17 protein-coding genes are annotated in these 17,894 nt (G+C 71.0%); 9 read left to right on the forward strand and 8 right to left on the reverse strand.

The features are described 5' to 3' along the window. Positions 1-18 precede the first annotated feature (18 nt). Positions 19-369, reverse strand: coding sequence for an MmcQ/YjbR family DNA-binding protein (locus CF165_RS24715; RefSeq protein ID WP_093949951.1), 351 nt, complete (start codon positions 367-369; stop codon positions 19-21). 57 nt (positions 370-426) lie between these two features. Between CF165_RS24715 and CF165_RS24720 the strand changes: the two genes are divergently transcribed. Continuing rightward, on the forward strand, positions 427-1,872 hold the full coding sequence (locus CF165_RS24720) for a hypothetical protein (protein WP_240521770.1): 1,446 nt from the start codon (positions 427-429) through the stop codon (positions 1,870-1,872). On the opposite strand, the gene CF165_RS24725 is transcribed toward CF165_RS24720, so the two are convergent. Both CF165_RS24725 and CF165_RS24730 read right to left on the reverse strand, forming a co-directional pair. Beyond that, the gene (locus CF165_RS24725; RefSeq protein WP_093949952.1) at positions 1,869-2,489 is read right to left on the reverse strand and encodes a DUF2537 domain-containing protein; all 621 of its coding nucleotides are present in this window, start codon (positions 2,487-2,489) and stop codon (positions 1,869-1,871) included. The two genes, CF165_RS24720 and CF165_RS24725, sit on opposite strands and share 4 nt — an antisense overlap. A 31-nt stretch (positions 2,490-2,520) precedes the next feature. Beyond that, a complete protein-coding gene (locus CF165_RS24730) occupies positions 2,521-3,327 on the reverse strand; it encodes a TrmH family RNA methyltransferase (RefSeq protein ID WP_093949953.1) in 807 nt (268 codons plus the stop codon). A 207-nt stretch (positions 3,328-3,534) separates the two neighbouring features. Here CF165_RS24730 and CF165_RS24735 point away from each other — a divergent pair, with 207 nt between their 5' ends. From CF165_RS24735 to CF165_RS24755, 5 genes are all read left to right on the forward strand, one after another. After that, positions 3,535-5,034 (forward strand): glutamate-cysteine ligase family protein, encoded by a 1,500-nt coding sequence (locus CF165_RS24735; protein ID WP_205660964.1) that lies wholly within the window; start codon positions 3,535-3,537, stop codon positions 5,032-5,034. A 16-nt stretch (positions 5,035-5,050) separates the two neighbouring features. Further along, complete coding sequence (locus tag CF165_RS24740; protein ID WP_093949955.1) at positions 5,051-5,650, forward strand: TetR/AcrR family transcriptional regulator; 600 nt, start codon at positions 5,051-5,053, stop codon at positions 5,648-5,650. 65 nt (positions 5,651-5,715) lie between these two features. Beyond that, a complete protein-coding gene (locus CF165_RS24745) occupies positions 5,716-6,378 on the forward strand; it encodes a biliverdin-producing heme oxygenase (RefSeq protein ID WP_093949956.1) in 663 nt (220 codons plus the stop codon). Positions 6,379-6,575: 197 nt separating this feature from the next. Next, entirely contained in the window at positions 6,576-7,199 is a 624-nt protein-coding gene (locus CF165_RS24750) for a superoxide dismutase (protein ID WP_093949957.1), read from the forward strand. 104 nt (positions 7,200-7,303) lie between these two features. Continuing rightward, entirely contained in the window at positions 7,304-8,107 is an 804-nt protein-coding gene (locus CF165_RS24755) for an arylamine N-acetyltransferase family protein (RefSeq protein WP_167441565.1), read from the forward strand. Between the two features lie 241 nt (positions 8,108-8,348). Here CF165_RS24755 and CF165_RS24760 read toward each other — a convergent pair whose 3' ends face one another. Then, entirely contained in the window at positions 8,349-9,605 is a 1,257-nt protein-coding gene (locus CF165_RS24760) for an MFS transporter (RefSeq protein WP_093949959.1), read from the reverse strand. A gap of 113 nt (positions 9,606-9,718) precedes the next feature. Continuing rightward, on the reverse strand, positions 9,719-10,150 hold the full coding sequence (locus tag CF165_RS24765) for a MarR family winged helix-turn-helix transcriptional regulator (protein WP_020641661.1): 432 nt from the start codon (positions 10,148-10,150) through the stop codon (positions 9,719-9,721). Positions 10,151-10,254: 104 nt separating this feature from the next. Here CF165_RS24765 and CF165_RS24770 point away from each other — a divergent pair, with 104 nt between their 5' ends. Then, on the forward strand, positions 10,255-10,842 hold the full coding sequence (locus tag CF165_RS24770) for a hypothetical protein (RefSeq protein ID WP_093949960.1): 588 nt from the start codon (positions 10,255-10,257) through the stop codon (positions 10,840-10,842). Here the strand turns inward: CF165_RS24770 and CF165_RS24775 are convergent, their stop codons facing one another. After that, positions 10,843-12,312 carry an NCS2 family permease gene (locus tag CF165_RS24775; protein WP_093949961.1) on the reverse strand — a complete coding sequence of 490 codons (1,470 nt, stop codon included), beginning with the start codon at positions 12,310-12,312 and terminating at the stop codon, positions 10,843-10,845. 83 nt (positions 12,313-12,395) lie between these two features. Here CF165_RS24775 and CF165_RS24780 point away from each other — a divergent pair, with 83 nt between their 5' ends. Beyond that, positions 12,396-12,623 (forward strand): DUF2530 domain-containing protein, encoded by a 228-nt coding sequence (locus CF165_RS24780; protein WP_093949962.1) that lies wholly within the window; start codon positions 12,396-12,398, stop codon positions 12,621-12,623. A gap of 3 nt (positions 12,624-12,626) precedes the next feature. Here the strand turns inward: CF165_RS24780 and CF165_RS24785 are convergent, their stop codons facing one another. Together CF165_RS24785 and CF165_RS24790 are read right to left on the reverse strand one after the other, a co-directional pair. Next, entirely contained in the window at positions 12,627-15,446 is a 2,820-nt protein-coding gene (locus CF165_RS24785; protein WP_093949963.1) for a sacsin N-terminal ATP-binding-like domain-containing protein, read from the reverse strand. Beyond that, on the reverse strand, positions 15,427-17,055 hold the full coding sequence (locus CF165_RS24790; protein WP_093949964.1) for a DUF3027 domain-containing protein: 1,629 nt from the start codon (positions 17,053-17,055) through the stop codon (positions 15,427-15,429). The genes CF165_RS24785 and CF165_RS24790 overlap by 20 nt, the downstream gene beginning before the upstream one ends. A gap of 51 nt (positions 17,056-17,106) precedes the next feature. Between CF165_RS24790 and CF165_RS24795 the strand changes: the two genes are divergently transcribed. Further along, positions 17,107-17,874: a glutaminyl-peptide cyclotransferase gene (locus CF165_RS24795; protein ID WP_093949965.1), complete on the forward strand. Its 768-nt coding sequence runs from the start codon at positions 17,107-17,109 to the stop codon at positions 17,872-17,874. Positions 17,875-17,894: the final 20 nt, after the last annotated feature.

Here is a 17,894-nt window from a genome sequence, read left to right on the forward strand (position 1 = left end):
GAACGCCACATTGGGGCGCTAATCCACCAGCGCGGCGAGCGTCTTCGGCGCCACTTGGCGGTAGGCCTCGCGCACGATCCGGTCGATCTCGCCCCAGTCGACGTCGACGTCCAGCCGCACGCCCAGCCAGCCGCGGTGCCCGACGTACGGCGGCCGGAAGAACCGCCCGGGCTCGGTGCGCACCAGTTCCTCCTGCACCCCGGGCGGCGCCGGGCACCAGAAGGCGAGCACGTCGTCGTGGTGGTGGTCGGCGAACATGACGAGCGTCTTCTTGCCGCGCACGAACCACGTCGGCTCGCCGTGGCTGAGCCGCTCGGTCGTCTCCGGCAACGCCAGGCACAACTTCCGCAACGCGTCCAGCTGCTCCATCCCGCCAGGCTACGATGTCACGCTGAGAGAGGGATCGATCATGCAGCGTGATGTCCGATGACCATGGCGCCGCCTCAACAGGCCTGGCTGCTCCGCCTCGGCGAACTCAGGTTCCGCGTCTTCTCCGGTGCGCCGGTGGTCGAGGTGTCCCCGGAGCAGTGGGGTCTCGACGCCGGGTCCGTCCGGCAGGCCGCGGCCTCGCGCCGGTACCGCGAAACCCCGCCTGACCAGCCGGGGTTCCTGCGCTTCGAGTTCGCGCCCGGCTTCTTCCCGCCGCACTTCGACCCCGGACCGGGCACGGACGCCGACCGGCGCCGGCTCGCGCGGCTGCTCGGCGGACAGGAGCAGTTCTGGGCGAGCCTGCGACGGTTGCGGCTGAGCCGCGCGGACGTCGGCGCGGTGGCGGCCGCCGCCGGGATGGCCGTGGCCGCCGAGGTCGCCGATACGTCCGACCGGTTGCTGTTGCTGCGCCGGAACGGCCTGCCGGACGAAGAACTGCGGCCGCGCACCGTCAGGCGGGGGCCCGCCCTCGGCGTGGTCCAGGGCGTGGTCGCGGTCGTCTGCGTCCTGGGGTTCGCCGTGGGTATCGGGATCGCGGCGAAGTCCGGGCGGCAGTGGCCGCTCCTGGTGATCCCGGTCGGCCTCGGCATCACGATCGGCGCCCAGGTGCTGATCCGCGCGGTGGCCGGCCGGTCGCCCCGCATGCCATGGCTGGACGAGCGGTTCGGCGGGACCTCGCGGGTGGTCGTGGATCCGCCGCCGTCGGTGTCCACCGAACTGCTCGGCGAAGTCGCCTCGCTCTACGGCTACTTCTTCGCCGGAATGCGCCACTCCGGCCGCAACAACGTGAGCTTCCTGTTCGCGAAGTGCCGTCCGGGGCTGGTTTTCGGCACGCCCGCGCCGGTCCCGCCGGCCGTCTTCACGGTCCCGGCCGAGACCCCCGGCCGTGAGCAGTGGCTGCGCAACCACCTCGACGGCCGCGCCGAACTGTGGGTGAGCGTCCGCGAGGCGAAGCTGACGCCGGCCCGGATCGCCGAGATCGCGGGCGGCGAAGGCCTGGTCCCCGTCGCCGAGTTCGCCGACACCACCGACCGGATCGTGCTGCTGCGCCGCGACCCGCCACCGCCGGTCACCGGACGGAGGTTCCGGATGTCGTTCGCCGGCTTCCTCGCCCCGGCGGCGTGGATCCTGCTGTGCTTCGGCGGCAGCGGCCTGACGACGGCGATCACCGGCGACGAACGCGTCTTCGCGATCGGCTTCGCCCTCACGTTCCTGGGCGTGCCCCCGCTGTTGTGGGTCCTGCGGATCTTTCCCCGCTCGGTTCGCGTCGGCTGGCTTGCCGGGGAGTTCACCGGCCGGGACACCGTGCGGTTCTTCTCCGGCCAGTTCGACGTCTCGCCCGAGCTGGTCCGCCAGATCGCGGCGTTCCACGGCTACTTCTACCTCGACGAGACCTCGACCAACGCCCAGGGCACGCTCGTCACCTACGGCAGGCGACGCTAGAAGGCGATCACCAGCACGCCGATCCACGCGATCACGACGCCGGCCGCCGCGCCGTACGCGGCCCAGCGCAGGATCGGGGTGCGGCGGATCAGCCACAGTGACGGCCCGATCCCGGCGGTCACGATGACCGCACCCACGAGCGCCAGCCAGCCCGCGGTCTCGCGGGCCAGCGACGTCGCCAGCGCCAGCATCGCGACGACCACCACGGCCGCGATGAACGCCGACACCGTCAGGCCGGTCAGCCACGGGGTCGGCTCGCCGGGCGGGCCGGGCGGCCCGAGCACCGACCGGACGAACCGGTGGGCCGCCTTCGCGGCGCGCGGAGGCGGCTCGACGACCGTGTCGGCGCCGGTCACCGGGTCCACGAACCGCACGGCCGTGCCCATCACCGAGGCCAGCCTGCCGGCGAGCTGACGGCCGCGCTGCGAAACCACCGCGGCCGCCTCCCCGCCGGAGTCGGCCGGATCGGTGGAGACGGCGGACGCCACGCGCGCCCATTCGTGCAGGGCCTGCGCCAGGTCGGCGCCGATCGCGAGCTTGTGCGGGTCCACCTCGCGCGCGTGCTCCCCGCCGGGGCCGGCCAGCACGGCGCGCTCGCCGCGGATCCGCAGCTCCATGGTGTCCTTTCTCGCCTCCAGTGCCCGAACTTTAGTCGCACCGGGCCAGTTCGTAGAAGGCGATGGCGGCGGCCGTCGCGATGTTCAGTGAATCGACTCCCGCCGGCATGGGTATCCGGACGGCGTGATCAGCCGCCGCGAGCGCCGTTTCGGTCAGGCCGGGACCTTCGGCGCCGAAGAGCAACGCCACCCGCCCGGGCGCGACCTGCCGCAGCTCGCGCAGCGGGACCGAGCCCGGCCGCGGGGTGAACGCCGCGACCGAAAACCCGCGCGCCCGCAGGTCGTCGAGCCCGCCCGGCCAGTCCGTCAGGTGCCCGAACTGCACGCGCAGGACGTGGCCCATCGACACGCGCACGCTGCGCCGGTACAGCGGGTCGGAACAGCCGGGCCCGAGCAGCACGCCGCCGACGCCGAGCGCGGCCGCGTTGCGGAAGAGCGCGCCGAGGTTTTCGTGGTCGCCGACGCCCTCCAGCACGGCCACCGGGCCGGTACCGGCCACGACTTCGGCAACCGTCAGCGGCGCCGGCCGGTCGGCGACCGCGAGGATTCCCCGGTTCAGGTGGAAACCGACCACGTCGGCCATGGTTTCCGCGGACGCGACGTACTGCGGCACGTCGATCCCGGCGAGGTCGCCCGCCAGTTCGGCGAACCGCCGTTCCACGCCCAGCAGCGCCCGCACCGGGTAGCGGGAAGCCAGCAGCCGGGACACCACGACGGCGCCCTCGGCGATGACGAGCCCCCGGCCACCGGGGCGGTCGGGACGACGGTCCGCTGTGGACAGGTCGCGGAAATCGCCGACCCGGGGGTCGCCGGAGTCATCGATGTGGATCACGCCCATCCCCCCAGTCTGTCACCCGCTTGCCGGGGGTCCGGCTGGTCCGAACGTCGACCCGGCGGTACTGCGAACGGGCCATTTTGCTTTCGGTTAACTACCCGTGACTGAGAGCACCAGTTTGGCCGCTAGCCCGGGGTCACCGGCTGTGACACGGTTGTCCGCCGGGGCCTGAACACGTCCTGTCCACGCCGACGCAAAGCAGGGATGGTCATGGGGATGGACCTCGCGGCTCAGCCGTTCAACACGCTGGACCGAGGACGGTACCGCCGCAAGGTGCAGCGCTGCCTTGACACGTTGGCCCGCATGCTCACCGACGGCAGTTTCTCGTTCCCCCGCAAGAACATCGGGCTCGAAGTCGAGCTCAACCTGGTCGACCGCGAGCTGCGCCCGTCGATGACGAACACCGCGGTGCTGGAGGCGCTGGACGACCCGTCGTTCACCACCGAGCTGGGCCAGCACAACATCGAGCTGAACGTCCCGCCGCGGCCGCTCGCGGGTGATTCGGCCCTCCAGCTCGAAGACGATCTCCGCGCGTACCTCGACACCGCGGCCGCGAAGGCCCGCGACACCGGGTCGTCACTGGCCATGATCGGCATCCTGCCGACGCTGAAGCACGAGCACTTCGACCAGAAGTGGCTCACCAACAAAGCCCGCTACGCGACGCTGAACGACCAGATCTTCGCCGCCCGCGGCGAGCGCACGGTGCTCGCCATGGAAGGCGCGCCGCTGCCGGGTCAGCAGCCCGAACGCCTGCGCAGCTACGCGGAATCCATCCTGCCGGAGGCCGCGTGCACCAGCGTGCAGCTGCACCTGCAGGTCGCGCCCGAAGAGTTCGCCGCGCACTGGAACGCGGCGCAGTGCCTGGCCGGGCTGCAGATCGCGCTCGCGTCGAATTCGCCGTTCCTGCTGGGAAAGGCGCTCTGGCACGAGACGCGCATCCCGCTGTTCCTGCAGGCGACCGACACCCGGCCGGAAGAGCTGAAGAACCAGGGTGTGCGGCCGCGGGTGTGGTTCGGCGAGCGGTGGATCACGTCGATCTTCGACCTGTTCGAGGAGAACGTCCGGTACTTCCCCGGCCTGCTCCCGGAAACCGACGCCGAGGATCCCATCGAGGCACTCGACGCGGGCCAGGCGCCGAAGCTCACCGAGCTGCGCATGCACAACGGCACGATCTGGCGGTGGAACCGGCCGGTGTACGACGTCGTCGACGGCCTGCCGCACCTGCGCGTGGAAAACCGGGTGCTGCCGGCGGGCCCGACGGTCGTCGACACGGTGGCGAACGCGGCGTTCTTCTACGGCGCCCAGCGCGCGCTCGCCGACGCGGAACGCCCCGTGTGGAGCCAGATGTCGTTCCAGGCCGCCGAGGAAAACCTTTACGCGGGCGCGCGCCGGGGTTTCGACGCTCAGCTGTACTGGCCGGGCATCGGCTGGATTCCGCCGGACGAGCTGGCGCTGCGCGTGCTGCTGCCGCTCGCCCACGAGGGGCTGCGCCGCTCCGACGTCTCCGACGAGGCCCGCGAGCGCTACCTCGGGATCATCGAGCGCCGCTGCCTCGCGCGGCGGAACGGGGCGACCTGGCAGCGCGACTGCGTCCTGCGCGCGCAGGCGCGCGGGATGGACCGCGAAGCCGCGCTGAGCCTGATGCTGGGGCGCTACCTGGAGCTGTCCGAGTCGGGTGAACCGGTCCACACCTGGCCGGTCGCCGATTGACCGTTAGCCTGGGTGGATGCCGAAGATTCTCGGTGCGTCGCTCGAGGCGCACCGGCGCGAGGTGCGGACCCGGGTCTTCGACGTCCTGCGCGCGCAGCTCTACGAGCGCGGCTTCGACGCGATCACGCTCGCCGGCGTCGCGTCGGCGGCCGGTGTGGGCCGGACCGCGCTCTACAACCACTTCCCCGACAAGGAAAGCCTGCTCGTCGCCTTCGTCGAGGACGAAGCCGCGCGGTACGTCACGCGGCTGACCGAAGCCGTCGAGGCCCAGGCCGATCCGGTCGACCGGCTGGCCACGTTCGTCCGGCTGCAGCTGCGCGTGCTGGCCGAGTACCACATGCCGCCGGGCACGGCGCTCGCGTCCGCGCTGGCGCCTGCGGCGTACCGGCGGATCAGCGCGCACGCCGACCCGATCACCGGCCGGTTGCGCGCGATCCTCGCCGACGGCGCCGACCTCGGCCGCTGGCCCGCCGAGGACCCGGACGTCCTCATCCCGATGATCACCGCGGCGCTGGGCAACCGCGCACTGGTCGACGGGTCCGCCGACCGGCTGGACGACGTCGTCGAGGCGGCGGTGCGGTTCGTGCTGCGGGCGGTCGGGGCGTCGGTGGCCTGAGCCCGGGTTCTGCCCTACCATCGTTCTGACAGCGTGTCAGAACGATCGCCCCGGGAGGCCTGCCCATGTCGGTGCCCACGGACACCCGCCCGTTCTCGGCGGCGCTGCGGGCGTCAACCCTCGAAGTCCACGACCGGGCGAACTACTCCCCGTACATGCGCGCCCTGCTCGGCGGCGAGCTGACGCAGGAGGGCTACACCCGCCTGGCGATCCAGTACTACTTCGTCTACGGCGCGATCGAGGCGGCGAGCGACGCGATGGCCGGCCACCCGGTCGGCGGCGAGTTCGTCTTCGACGCGCTGCGGCGGCTGCCCCACCTCGAGCGCGACCTCGCCCACCTCGTCGGCCCCGGCTGGCGCTCGACGATCTCCCCGCTGGCGTCCACGCAGGCGTACGTCTCGCGGATCCGCGAAGCGGCTTCGTGGGCAGGCGGGTACGTCGCCCACCACTACACGCGCTACCTCGGCGACATCGCCGGCGGCCAGGTCATCCGGCGGACGCTCGAGAAGAACTACGACGTCGCCGAGGCGGGCGCGCTCTTCTACCACTTCGACGGGATCGGCAGCGCGCCCCGCTTCCGTGATGCTTACCGGGCGAAGCTGGACACCGCACCGTGGGACGACGACGAGCGTGCGCGGGTGATCGACGAGGCATTGGCGGCGTTCGAATGCAACGTCGCCGTCTTCGACGAACTGGCCTTGCGACTGGACGAGGTCCGCGTGGGGTGAATGATCGTCGTCACAGCTCGTTGACCTCCACCTAAGTCCAAGTTGCAGGCTCGGTTTCAGGAGGCGCACCTCCGGGGTACGCCACTGACGGACCGCCGTCCCAAGTGGTGACGGCCACCCGCCCCCACTCGCCGCGAAGGGGCGTGTGCTACTAGGTTCGGTACCGGAAACTTGTGTCGAAGACAGAAGGAGGGCCAATGGCCCGCTACGAGCTGCCCGATCTCGACTACGACTACGGCGCCCTCGCGCCGCACATCTCCGGCGAGATCAACGAGCTGCACCACAGCAAGCACCACGCGACCTACGTCAAGGGCGCGAACGACACGCTCGACAAGCTCGAAGCCGCCCGCGAAGCGAACGACTTCGGCAACATCGTCGGTCTGGAGACCACGCTGGCCTTCAACCTGGCCGGCCACGCCAACCACGTCGTGTGGTGGAAGATCCTGTCGCCGGAAGGCGGCGACAAGCCGACCGGCGAGCTGGCCGCGGCGATCGACGAGGCGTTCGGCTCCTTCGACAAGTTCAAGGCGCAGTTCACCGCCGTCTCGACCACGATCCAGGGCAACGGCTGGGGCGCGCTCTCCTGGGACCCGATCGGCAAGACGCTGATCACCCAGCAGCTGCGCGACCACCACAACAACCTGATCCTGCCGACCGTGCCGATCCTGCTGGTCGACGTCTGGGAGCACGCGTTCTACCTGGACTACAAGAACGTGAAGCCGGACTACGTCAAGGCCCTGTGGAACATCTTCAACTGGGCCGAGATCAGCAAGCGCTTCGACAACGCTGTCGCGGGCGGCAACGGCCTGCTGCTCGGCTGAGCTTCTCCGCGTTCGACGGGGCTCTCCCTTCCGGGAGGGCCCCGTTTTCGTCGGCGGGTGAACAGCTTGACCTCGAGTGCGGTCGAGGTGTTTCAGTGGACCCCATGGACGTCGACGAGTACCTGACCCGGCTCGGCGTGGCACGGCCCGCGGCGGCCGGCCTCGCGACCCTGCGTCACCTGCAGGAACGCCACCTGGCCGCGGTTCCCTTCGAGAACCTGAGCATCCACCTCGGCGAGCACGTCGCGCTGGACGAGGACGCCCTCTTCGACAAGATCGTGCGCCGGCGGCGAGGCGGATTCTGCTACGAGCTGAACGGCCTGTTCGCGGCGCTGCTGCGCGCACTGGGGTACGACGCTTCGCTGCGCGCGGCACAGGTGTTCCACGAAGACGGGACCCCCGGCCCACCGCTCGATCACGCGGCGATCGTCGTCTCACTGGACGAGCAGTGGCTGGTCGACGTCGGCTTAGGCCGGTTCTCCCGGCACCCGCTGCGCCTGTCCGGGGTGGACGCCCAGGTCGATCCCGAGGGCGAGTTCCTGCTGCTGGACGCACCCCACGGCGACATCGACGTCCTCATGGACGGCAAGCCGCAGTACCGCCTGGAGCGCCGCCCGCGCCCGCTGGCGGACTTCGTCCCGATGGCGTGGTGGCAGGCGACGTCGCCGTCATCGCACTTCACGCGCTCGTTGACGTGCTCCCGCCCGACATCCCAGGGGTGGGTGACGCTGTCGGGCGACAAGCTGATCGAGACGGTCGACGGCGTCCGGAACGAGGTTTTGCTGACGAGCCCGGAGGCGATCCGCGCGGCCTACCGCGTGTACTTCGGGATGACCTTGACGCGGCTGCCGACTCCGCCAGGTGAGAGTCCCTTGACGAGCGGAGCGCTCAGCCCGACACTGCCGTGAAATGAACGAAGCCCCGGCCTGGGGTTCCCAGGGCCGGGGCTCCGTCCGTTCCCGAACTGACTGCCGCTCCCACCACGAAGCGGACATGCATGAGGTTAGCCTAACCTCATATCGCGAAGCAAGAGGCTGGTCAGGGAGACTCGAATCTCACTCGTCCGAGGGACGTCCACGCCTCCGACCGCCCTTTTTTGTCGGTGCCCGGCGATACCGTCACGCCGTGAACTCGAACCGATACTCTTCGTCAGACCTTGGCCCGCTTGAGCACCCGCAACCCGAGCCCGCGCTTCACCGGCCAAGAAACCCCGCCCCGCCGGATCAGCACGACGGCACAGACGACCGCGGCCACGGCTGAAACCGCCCCGCCGATGTAGAACGGCGACCGCCCCCCGAACTCCTGAGCCATCCAGCCCACCATCGGGCCGCCGATCGGGTTGCCGCCGATAAGCACGAGCACGTACAGACCCATCACCCGGCCTCGCATCTCCGGGCTGACCGACGTCTGCACCAGCGCGTTCGCGGTGTTGAGGAACGTCATCGTGGCGAAGCCGAGCGGGATCAGGGCGAGGCCGAACGTCAGGTACGTCGGCATGAACGCCGTGAGCAGCTCGAACACGCCGAGGAAGAAGGCCGCCACCAGCATCAGCCGGACCCGTGGCCTGCCCTTCGTCCCGCGGCGGGCCGACATCACCGCACCGGTGAACGTGCCCACCGCGACCAGCGTCGACAGCAGGCCGTAGCCGTCGGCCGCGGTGTGGAAGACGTTCGCCGCGACGATCGGGAGCGAGCTGAAGTACGTGATGCCGAACGTGCTGACGAACAGGACCAGCACCATCACCGTCATCAGGTCCGAGCGGCGGCGGACGTACCGCAGGCCCTCGGCCAGCTGGCCCTTCTCGCGCGGCACCGCCGCGACGCGGAACAGCTTGTCCGGGTTCATCAGGACCAGCCCGGTGATCACCGCGACCGTGCTGAGCGCGTTCGCGATGAACAGCCAGCCGGTGCCGATCCAGGTGATGGCGAACCCGGCGATCGCCGGGCCGACGATCCGCGCCATGTTGAAGATCGACGAGTTCAGCGCGACGGCGTTCGCGACCTGGTCGCGGCCCACCATCTCGGCGACGAACGACTGCCGCGTCGGCACTTCCAGTGCCGCCGTCACGCCGAGCGTGAAGCAGAGGACGTAGACCTGCCACAGCGCGGCGAGCCCGGTCAGGTCCAGGACACCGAGCACCACGGCCTGCGCGCACGACGCCGCCTGGATCCAGGCCAGCAGCCGCCGCTTGTCGACGCGGTCGGCGAGGACGCCGGCCCACAGCGAGAGGAACAGCGTCGGCGTGAACTGCAGCGCGACCGCGACGCCGAGGGCGATCGGGTTGTTGCCGCTGAGGGTGAACACCAGCCAGTCCTGGGCGATGCGCTGCATCCAGGTGCCGATGTTCGAGATGACCTGGCCGGTGAAGAACAGCCGGTAGTTGCGGACCCGCAGGGAGGCGAACATCCCGCCGCGCCGGGCGGGAGACGGTGGCGAAGAGGACGGCGGTGGGGCCGTGTCCCGGGTAGCAGTGGTCTCGATGGAACGCTTCGTTTCGCTACCCGTGGCCGTCACCGTGGTTAGTTCCCCGCCATCCTGTCGATGATTTCGGCGGCTTTCGAGAGCACTTCACGCTCTTCGTCGCCGAGTTCCGCCAATTGCCGGTCCAGCCACGCCTCCCGGACGGAAATGGCCTTCCGAACGTAGGCCAGCCCGCTCTCGGACAACTCGACGATGGCTTGCCTGCCATCGGTCGGGTGCGGGCGCCGCTCGACGAACCCCATCTCCTCGAGCGCGGCGATCACCCTCGTCATCGAAGGTGGCTGGACGCCTTCCTTCGCGGCGAGCTGACCCGGGGTCAGCGCACCGCACTTGTGCAAGGTGGACAGCGCGGCGACCTGCGTCAACGTGAGGTCGTCCCCGACGCGCTGTGCCCGCAGCCGGCGGTTGAGCCGGACCACCGCGAGACGCAGACGGCTCGCCAAGGAGCGTTCGTGCGTGTCGCCGGACATATAGTTAGCATACCTTACGAAACTTCCGACGCACGGTGATCCTCATCAACCGGCAACCTGGAATACACCCGCGCGTCCTCCCCGGAGAGAACCTGGGGAGTCGGATGAACAAGAAGCTGGTGGGCTCGGCCGTGGTCGGCGCGGCGGTCCTGGCGGTAGTGGTGGCACAGTTGCTCGGCGGCGGTGACGACGCACCGAAGGCCGCGCCGCCACCTCCACCACCTTCGCCGGTGCTGGCGTCCACGACGCCACCGCCCCCGCAAGCCGAGGAGAACTACGACTTCCCGGCCGAGCCGGGCAGCGAGTCCGGCGGCTTCTCCATCACGGTCCCCGTGCCCGCGACCTGGGCCGCCACGCACGACAAGGACCGCGCCAGCTACCGCCACGGCGACCTCCTGCTGGAGACCGACCGGGTGCCCCTCGCACAGGAGGACCCGGTGAGGGGCCTCCGCGCCACGGCGAAGGCCGCCGGCCACGGCGGCACGGTCGCCGAGCACGCGCAGATCTCCGGTTACGACGCCGCCGAGTGGGACTACACCGATCCCCGCGGCGGAAGCCCGCGGCGGGTTTCGGTGGTCGGCCTCGGCGTCGGCGACACCCTCATCACGATCCGCTTCGAGGCGCCGACCGCCGAGTTCGAGCGCAACCGGGGCGTCCTCGACGCGGCGCTGCAGGTGGGCGGCGCCGGCTGATCACTTGAACGCCGCCTGGATCGGCCCGACCGCGAAGTAGGCGACGAAGGCCACCGCGATCACCCACATCAGCGGGTGCACCTGGCGGGCCTTGCCGGTCGCCGCGCGGATGACGACGTAGCTGACGAAGCCGGCGCCGATCCCGTTCGCGATCGAGTACGTGAACGGCATGACGACGATGGTCAGGAACGCCGGCAGCGCGATCGAGTAGTCGGTGAAGTCGATGTCGCGGACCTGCGACATCAGCATCGCGCCGACGACGACCAGCGCGGGCGCGGCCGCCTCGACCGGCACGACCTGGTACAGCGGGGTCAGGAACATCGCGGCGATGAACAGCAGGCCGGTGACGATGTTCGCCAGGCCGGTCCGCGCGCCCTCGGCGATGCCCGACGCCGACTCGACGAAAACCGTGTTCGAGCTGGCGGAGCCGAAGCCGCCGGCCGCGCCGGCGAGGCCCTCGACGAACAGCGCCTTGCCGACGTTGGGCAGCTGGCCGTCCTTCGGGAGCAGATCGGCCTCCTTCGCGAGGCCGGTCATGGTGCCCATCGCGTCGAAGAAGTCGGCGAGCACCAGCGTGAACACCAGCAGCACCACGGTGATGATCGGCAGCCGCGTCCAGGCACCGAACGAGACGTCGCCGACCAGCGAGAGGTTGGGCAGGCCGAGCACCTGGTCCGGCAGCGCCGGGTAGCCGAGGTTCCAGCCCTTCGGGTTCGTGCCCTGTGACGGCCCGGCCTTGACGATCGCCTCGACGACGACGGCCAGCACGGTCGAGGTCAGCACGCCGATCAGGATCGCGCCCTTGACCTTGCGCACGACCAGGATGCCGGTGACGAGCAGGCCGACGACGAACACCGCGGTCGGCCAGGACGCGATCGAGCCGTTGATGCCGAGGCCCACCGGGACGGTGGTGTGCGCGGCGTCCGGGAGCCGGCGCACGAACCCGGCGTCGACCAGGCCGATCAGGCAGATGAACACGCCGATGCCGACGGCGATCGCGGACTTCAGCGACGCCGGGACCGCCCGGAACACCGCGGTCCGGAACCCGGTGAGCACGAGCGCCACGATGATCACGCCCTCGATGACCACCAGGCCCATCGCCTCTGGCCACGTCATCTGCGGGGCGATGGTGACCGCGACCAGGCTGTTGATGCCCAGGCCGGTGGCGATGGCGAACGGGTAGTTCGCGATCAGGCCCATGAGGATGGTCATGACGCCGGCGACGAGCGCGGTCACGGCCGCGACCTGCGGCACCGGGAGGATGCCGCCGAGGACGTCCTTGTGCGCGCCCGCGTCGTCGGCCGAGAAGCTGCCGATGATCAGCGGGTTCAGCACCACGATGTAGGCCATCGTGACGAAGGTGACCAGACCGCCGCGCAGCTCGCGCGACACGGTCGAACCCCGCTCGGTGATCTTGAAGAACCGGTCCAGTGTGGACGTCCCGGTGCGGGTCGTCTCCTGCTCCGCCATTCGCCCTGCCCATTCTGTCGCTGCTGCGGAGTACCCTTCACCACGTGAGTGAACCGATCAATCCACCGGAGGTTACGGGCTCGTTGCGGCACACGCCGGAGCTGCCCGAGAGGCTGACCGACCTGACACCGGTGGTGATCGTAGGCACCTCGGTCTGGGCTGTCGCGCTGGTGGTGCTGTTCTTCACGACTTCGGGGCTGTGGGTGCAGACGGCGCTGTCCGGTTTCGCGCTCGGCTTCGCCGGCTTGGCGATCATCGCCTGGCAGCGCGCCGCCGCCCGTCGCGGGTCGAAGTCGGCCCAGCGGCTCTGACGATTACGCGAGCAGCGTCTTCGGCGACGGGTCGTCGAGCAGTGCCGTGATCAGGTGCCGGTCGGGCCAGCGCCCGGTCGCCCAGGCGAAGGCACGCGCCAGGCCTTCCGACGTGTCGGCCGCGTGCAGCCGGTCGTCGGACCACCACTGGACGTCGTGTTCGGCGCCCTGGATCCGCACGGTGAGCGGGTCGTGCACCAGGACGCCGCCCTCGGGCAGCCGGATGCCGAGCTGGTCCGCGACGAGCTTCAGCGCGGGCAGCTCGGCCCAGGGCGCGTACTCGCCTTCGCTGGTCACCTCGGCCGGTTCGGTGCTCGCGAGCGGAAGGTCGAGCAGGTCCGCGAGCCGCTCCGGGTCCTCGGGGGCGACCACGTAATCCGCCGGCTCCAGCGCGCCCGCGACCCACGGCACGTCGAGGACCAGCGCGTCGTCCACAACGGACCCGTCCGCCGCCCGGACGGCTCGCGGCGCACGCGGCTCGAACCCGGACTCGACGACGGCGTCGTAGGCGCGCGTCGTCAGCCCGGCCGAGACCGTGCGTTCCGGATCGGCGAGCCGGCCGAGGAGATCGTCGGCCTCCTCCACTGTGGACAGAACGAGATCAGCGCGCACCCCGGCGGCTTTGAGGAGTTCCTCGCTCAAGCCGAGATCGGGGACCTCGTCGTAGAGCCCGGCCAGGTCCGTGCCGGGCAGACGCCATTCGTTCGGCGCGAGGCCGCCGAGCACGGCGTACCGCGCGATCCACCAGGCCGCGTGGCCGTGCGGTTGACGCAGGGCGTGCCAGGTTTCGGGTCGCGCGGCGAGCAGCCGCAGCGCCGCGGGCCACGTGTCGTCGGCGACGAGGTCGAGGTCCCGGACGGCGACGAGCGTCGACGGCGGCTCCGGCAGCGCGTCCCACCAGGTTTCCTCGTCGGGCAGGTCGTGGTCGGGCTCGTGCGGTTCGTCGTCGACGACGAGAGCGAACGAGTCGAGCACTCCGGCGGCCTCGAGGGTGCTCTGCGGCCAGTCCTCGGCGAAGTCCTCGTCGAGGACGTCCATCGCCCCGTCTTCCTCGAAGACCTCTTCGTCGAAGATGTCCAGCAGCGGCGACGCCGGCAGGACGAGTTCGTCGGCACGGCGCCAGGTGTCGGTGCCGGGGAGGGCGAGCGCGCCCACCCAGCTCGGAGCGTCGTCCCCGCAGTCGGCGATCAGGCGCAGCACCGCACCGGCGAGCGTCGTACCGTCCAATCCGGACCGGACGTCCTCGACGCTGCGCTCGACGGCGTCACGCAGCTGGTCGGCGTTGAGCAGCTCGCGGGCGTCGGCGTGCTTGGCGCCCAAGCGTTCCAGGAGCGGGTGCGACGCGGCGGGGTGCACCAGCCGCAGGCCAGGAATGTCCACATCGGACAGAAGATCGAGCAGCTCGGCCGATCCTTCGACGAGCAGGCACCCCCGGGCACCCGGCAGCGTCCGGCCGTCCGACAGCGGGACGGGAAGACCGTCCAGCCGTTCCGCGGCGAGCGCGTGCGAATCGACGGCGATCGCCAGAGCCGCGTAGACATCGCGCCACCAGCCCGGGTCGCGAGTGACTCCGGTGAGCGTGTCCAGCACCTCTTCGATGCCGATCACCTGCACCGCGACGGCTTTCAGCGCTTGCGCGGGTGCGGAACCCTTGAGCAGACCGGGTATGAGGTCGACCAGCAGTTCGGGCAGACCGGGGACATCGACGTCGAGCACCTTCGCCTGGCGCCCGGCGACTTCCTTTCCGTCCTGAGTGGACAACCACGGCTCGGCGCTGAGCCCCGTCAGCACTTCGTCACGCAACTTCGCGTCCACAGTAGACTTCGGAAACCCGGGAACGGGGACGAGCGCGAACCGGTGCTCCGGCGGCAGCAGCCGGACGAGCCCGACGTACTCCTTCGCGGCCCCTTCAAGGGCTTTCGCCAAGTCGGGCCCAGGCTGCGCACGGCGGCGCGAGGGCTCGACGGGCACGGAAGCGAGCAGCCGGGCGGGCAGCGAAAGCCCGTCGTCGGTCGGGGTCGGCGCGTGCAGGACGTCTTCTTCGAGCGGCTCCGGCGTGCCGTCGGCGCCGACGGGGACGGCCCACACGACGTCGCCGCGGTGGGTCAGCCAGCGGGTTTCCGTTTGCGGGCCCCGGATTTCGACGACGTTCCCGTCGGTCTTCCGTGTCCACACGCGACCGTCGACGTCGACTTCACCCAGCCAGGGAAGGGCGAGGAGGAGATCGGCGACGTCGTGCGCGAGTTCGTCGAGAAGGGTTTGCCCGTCGACATCGTCCCGCAGCGGCAGCCGGACTTCGGTGTCGAAGCCGGGTGGCGGGTCGGCGGGCACGGGCCACGGAAGCCGCAGGACGGGAACTTCCCCGTCGATGCCGGCGGCTTGCCGGGTGCGCTCGGCGGAGAAGGCGACACCACCGGTGGTGGAGACGACGCGGGGTGCATCGGAGACGGTCCGCACGGCGGCGAACCCGACCCCGAACCGCCCGACGGTCTCACCGGTCTTGCCGGAAGCCCGCAGCGAAGCGAGCGACGCGACACCACGCGCATCGAGCGGGGCGCCGGTGTTGGCGAACCTGAGTTCGGAGTCCACAAGGGACACGCGAACGCGCCCGGGAGCGCGGGCGGCCATGGCGGCATCGGCGGCGTTCTGGGCGAGTTCGACGAAAAGCCGATCCCGATAGGCGCCGACGCGCAGGTCGCGCTCGACGTTGGTGTCCTCGATGAGCCGGGTGGGCGAGTCCTGCCAGGCGCGCAGGGTCGCTTCCCGGAGCCGCGCGGTGCCGAAGGGATCGGCCACGGACGGCTCAGGCGTCGCGCTGGTCACCGGTCACTTCGTCAACTCGGGCCTGCGCCTCGTCGGCGTGGGTGGGCACGGCGTCGCTCACCTCGGCCTGGGTGGGCTCGGCCTCGGCGGGCTCGGGCACCTCAGCCGCGGCGGGCACATCCTCGGCCCCGGTCACCACATTGCCGGCGACGGCAGCCTCGGGCACCTCGGCGTCGGCCGACGGGGGAACCGCATCGGTCGGTTCGGCCTCGGCAGGCTCGGGCGCCTCGGCTTGCGGCTCAGCCACCGCATCGGTCACCTCGGCCTGAGTGGGTTCGGCCTCTGCAGGCTCGGGCACCCCGGCCTCGGAAGCCGAGGCTTCCGGCGACTCGGCCACCTCGACCTGAGCAGCCTCGGGCACCGGCTCGTCGAGCGACTGAGGCTCGGTCGCCGATTCCGAGGGCGCAGGCGAGTCGGTCACTTCGGCCTGCGTCGGCTCCGCTTCCGCGGGCTCGGGCACCTCGGCCACAACCGGCTCGGCGGTCGCGTCGGCCTCCACCGTCTGCGGCTCGGCGACCGCACCGGCCTCCGCCGCCTGCGGCTCGGCTACCAAACCATCCGGCTCAGCAGCCTCAGGCGCCACCGGCTCAGCAACCGCCGCCACCGGCTCGACCTGCTCAGCCACCGCCGCCGACTCCGGCTCAGCCTCCACCGGCTCGGCCTCCACCGGCTCGACCAGCAGCTCGACCTCGATCTCCGGCTCCACCTCCACCGGCTCCGCCTCCACCGGCTCGGCCTCCACCGGCTCGACCAGCAGCTCGACCTCGATCTCCGGCTCCACCTCGGCCGGTGAGACATCCGACTCCGCGACCCCCGTCTCCGGCTCGGCCGCCGCCGTCTCGACCACCTCCGGGGCCGGCGTGTAGTCCAGCAGCGAGTCGTCGTACACCAGCTCCGCCACCGGGACCGAGGACGTCAGCTCGACCTCGACCTCCGAGTGCGCGCCGCAGCCGTACTCCACGTCGACCACGTGGCCGTCCGCCGGGGCGATGTCGTTGCTGCACACTCCGAACCTCCCGCGCAGCGAACCCGCCAGCGGCACGAAGAACCCGCACGTCCCGCACACGTCCGGTGCGCTGCGCGCCATGTCCGACCGCGGTCCGAACTCGCCGCCGTGCCAGCGGGTCGCCGCCTCCGTGCGGCCGAAGCGGGACAACACGTGGATGCGGCCGAGGCCGGCGTCGTGCGCCACCTCCTCCACCGCCGGGTCGTCCGACTGGAGGTACGCCGGGGCCAGCCGGGGGTCGTTCTCGTCCGTCGGGAAGATGTCGCCGACACCGAGGTCGCCCGCCCGCACGCGCCGCTCCCACGGCACCCACGGCGGGGCGATCAGCGCGTCCGGGCCCGGCACCAGCACGACCTCGCTGACCGTCACCGGCTCGTCGTCGCCCGCCAGGGCGACTGTCACCGACCAGCGCCAGCCGCCGTAGCCGGGCACCTGGGCCTCGAACAGGTGACTCGCCGTGACCGCATCCTCGCGGGTGACCCCCACGTGTGCGCCGAGCTGCTCCTCGGGTGAGTTCTCCAGCACCGCGGCTCGCGCGAACTCCACCGCGTCGGCGAGTTTGCGCTGCACGGAACCGTCGTCCAGGGTCAGCAGCAGAGTCATGCGGCCAATTGTGCCGCACGCATCCGCGGCGCCCGTGCCAGGCTGTTCAACGTGCGCACGCCGATCGTCACCTCGCTGCTGCTGGCCGCCGCGCTCGGCGGCTGCGCCGGGGCGCCCGCGCAGGAACCAGGCCCCGAACGCCTCACCGTCCAGGTGCTCTCGACCCTGCCCCACGACCCCGCCGCGTTCACCGAAGGCCTCGAGTTCGCCGGCGACACCCTCTACGAAAGCACCGGGCTCGCCGGGCAGTCGACGCTCACCGCGGGCCCCGCCGGCGGACCGCCGACGACGAGGGCCACGCTGCCCTCGCCGGTCTTCGGCGAGGGCGTCACCGTGCTCGGGCCGACGCTCTGGCAGCTCACCTGGCAGGACGGCTTCGCCATCGAACGCGACTCGAAGACCCTCGCCGAGCTCCGCCGCGTGCCCTACCAGGGCGAAGGCTGGGGCCTGTGCCACCAGGACGGCGGACGGCTGGTGATGAGCAACGGCTCCTCGCGGCTCACCTTCCGCGACCCGAAGACCTTCGCCGCCACCGGCGGCGTCGACGTCGGCCGCGACCAGCTCAACGAGCTCGAGTGCGTCGGCGGCGACGTCTACGCAAACGTTTGGCACACCGACACCATCCTGCGCGTCGACGCCGCGACCGGACGCGTCACCGGGACCATCGACGCTGGTCAGCTGCGTGCCCAAGTGAACGCGACGGGCGCCGAAGACGTGCTCAACGGTATCGCCGCGATCCCCGGAACCGGCGACTTCCTCCTCACGGGGAAGCAGTGGCCGGTCACGTTCCGGGTGAGGTTTGTCCCGGTACCGGCGTGAAAGCACGGATGAGCAGGCGG

This window comes from Amycolatopsis vastitatis (assembly GCF_002234595.1).
In the GTDB taxonomy this organism is placed as follows: domain Bacteria; phylum Actinomycetota; class Actinomycetes; order Mycobacteriales; family Pseudonocardiaceae; genus Amycolatopsis; species Amycolatopsis vastitatis.

Bases quoted from the DNA above. Each gene is read 5' to 3' on its own strand.
- CF165_RS24750 (WP_093949957.1), top strand. From the start codon at position 6,576: ATGGCCCGCTACGAGCTGCCCGATCTCGACTACGACTACGGCGCCCTC.
- CF165_RS24720 (WP_240521770.1), top strand. From the start codon at position 427: ATGACCATGGCGCCGCCTCAACAGGCCTGGCTGCTCCGCCTCGGCGAA.
- CF165_RS24730 (WP_093949953.1), bottom strand. From the start codon at position 3,327: ATGGGCGTGATCCACATCGATGACTCCGGCGACCCCCGGGTCGGCGAT.
- CF165_RS24755 (WP_167441565.1), top strand. From the start codon at position 7,304: ATGGACGTCGACGAGTACCTGACCCGGCTCGGCGTGGCACGGCCCGCG.
- CF165_RS24775 (WP_093949961.1), bottom strand. From the start codon at position 12,312: ATGGCGGAGCAGGAGACGACCCGCACCGGGACGTCCACACTGGACCGG.
- CF165_RS24790 (WP_093949964.1), bottom strand. From the start codon at position 17,055: ATGACTCTGCTGCTGACCCTGGACGACGGTTCCGTGCAGCGCAAACTC.
- CF165_RS24740 (WP_093949955.1), top strand. From the start codon at position 5,051: ATGCCGAAGATTCTCGGTGCGTCGCTCGAGGCGCACCGGCGCGAGGTG.
- CF165_RS24715 (WP_093949951.1), bottom strand. From the start codon at position 369: ATGGAGCAGCTGGACGCGTTGCGGAAGTTGTGCCTGGCGTTGCCGGAG.
- CF165_RS24770 (WP_093949960.1), top strand. From the start codon at position 10,255: ATGAACAAGAAGCTGGTGGGCTCGGCCGTGGTCGGCGCGGCGGTCCTG.
- CF165_RS24725 (WP_093949952.1), bottom strand. From the start codon at position 2,489: ATGGAGCTGCGGATCCGCGGCGAGCGCGCCGTGCTGGCCGGCCCCGGC.
- CF165_RS24735 (WP_205660964.1), top strand. From the start codon at position 3,535: ATGGGGATGGACCTCGCGGCTCAGCCGTTCAACACGCTGGACCGAGGA.
- CF165_RS24760 (WP_093949959.1), bottom strand. From the start codon at position 9,605: ATGTTCGCCTCCCTGCGGGTCCGCAACTACCGGCTGTTCTTCACCGGC.
- CF165_RS24745 (WP_093949956.1), top strand. From the start codon at position 5,716: ATGTCGGTGCCCACGGACACCCGCCCGTTCTCGGCGGCGCTGCGGGCG.
- CF165_RS24765 (WP_020641661.1), bottom strand. From the start codon at position 10,150: ATGTCCGGCGACACGCACGAACGCTCCTTGGCGAGCCGTCTGCGTCTC.